Origin of the sequence: Variovorax sp. MHTC-1 (assembly GCF_003984645.1) — a bacterium.
Classification (GTDB): Bacteria; Pseudomonadota; Gammaproteobacteria; order Burkholderiales; family Burkholderiaceae_C; genus Variovorax.
This window is the reverse complement of sequence record NZ_RWKI01000075.1, coordinates 1-1,436: the sequence shown is the minus strand read 5'-3', so window position 1 is coordinate 1,436 and position 1,436 is coordinate 1. Positions and strand designations below refer to the sequence as shown.

Annotated in this window: 1 protein-coding gene; it reads right to left on the bottom strand. The window is 60.2% G+C overall.

The genetic code is table 11. From position 1 onward, the window contains the following. Positions 1–268 precede the first annotated feature (268 nt). The gene (locus EJI01_RS28270) at positions 269–1,345 is read right to left on the bottom strand and encodes an IS110 family transposase (RefSeq protein ID WP_126840401.1); all 1,077 of its coding nucleotides are present in this window, start codon (positions 1,343–1,345) and stop codon (positions 269–271) included. Positions 1,346–1,436 lie beyond the last annotated feature (91 nt).

Sequence of the window (1,436 nt, the reverse complement as noted above, 5' to 3'; positions counted from 1 at the left end):
CTACAAGGACCTTCCCTCCGGCGCAACTGGTTTCCTGACCTTATGCGACCCTTTACGGAGCGTTCCACTACGGCGACTACGGGATGGACTGCTAGCCTACAACCGGCCTGTGAGCATCGTGCTCTGGCCCGAATCACAACCGCTCAGCAGGTCTCCATCCGAAGTACGGCATCGCATTCGCGTGCCTCGGAATGAATCGAGTTTTCCTGCTGCCGGTCCAACCTGTCGTCGATTCCGTTTGTGCAGTCTGCGCTGGGGTCGAGAATTTCTATGTGACAGCGGCGATGGTCTGCATCGCCTTCGCTTGGAAGCCTGGCGGTATGTGATTGGCCACGAATGCCTCCTTTTTGGTCAGCATGTTCCATATGATTCGTGCATGCTTGTTGGCCAACGCAACGAGCGCTTTACGCCAACCTACTTTCATCTCGAGTTCGAGTAGCCAGCGGGAGATGCGGTCGTCGCGCCGCGGTGCGGTCAACAAGGCGCTTCGGGCGCCCATGATCAATAGCATCCGAACATAGCCGTCCCCGCGCTTGGTGATCTGGCCGAGCTGGACCTTGCCTCCGGAGCTATTCTGGCTTGGCGTAAGACCAAGCCAAGCGGCGAACTGCCGGGAATTCTTGAATTCTCGAGCGTCTCCGACGGCAGCGACGAGTGCACTGGCTGTCAGGGCTCCGACGCCAGGGAGTTCCATGATCCGCCGGGCGCTCTCGTCGGCCTTCGCATGCGAGCGGATATTCCGGTCCATCTCGGTGACGCGCTCATTGAGCACGCTCAGGTGCTGCCAGCCAGTCATCAAGGCGGATCGCGCAACACCGGGAATCTCGTTGCTGGCATCTTCAAGAAGCTCCGGGATTCTCTGCAAGGCGGTCGTTCTCTGCGGCAGCGCCACACCGAACTCCGCGAGCAATCCGCGCAGGCGGTTGATCAAGGCCGTCCGCTCCTCGATCCAGCCCTGACGCATACGATGCAGGGTCATAATGCCTTGCTGGTACACATTCTTTGCGGGGACGAATCGCATGGTCGGTCGGCTGGCCGCCTCGCAGATCGCCTCGGCGTCGGCCGCGTCGTTCTTCCCCGTCGTGCCACTCTTACGGTATGGGCTGACGAACTGCGGCGCGATGAGCCGGACCGTGTGGCCGAATACAGCGAGTTTGCGCGCCCAGTAATGCGCCGTACTGCAGGCCTCCATTGCCACCAGGCAGGCCGGCAGTTGAACCATGAGCTCGGGGAACTTGTCTACGGACACCGATCTGCGCAGCACGACGCGCTCATGTGCATCGACTCCATGCAGCTGAATCACACGCTTCGAAAGATCAACACCAACTCTGAGGATCTGTTCCATGGCTGCCTCGCTCCGTAGCTGGTTAAGGAAGCTTCCGATCGTGGCACTGATCACGGCCGCGAAGTGGCGGAAGGTCCTTGGGATTCGAAGT

What these genes read in the sequence shown, in the direction of transcription:
- EJI01_RS28270 (WP_126840401.1), bottom strand. Translation starts at nt 1,345, where the DNA reads ATGGAACAGATCCTCAGAGTTGGTGTTGATCTTTCGAAGCGTGTGATT.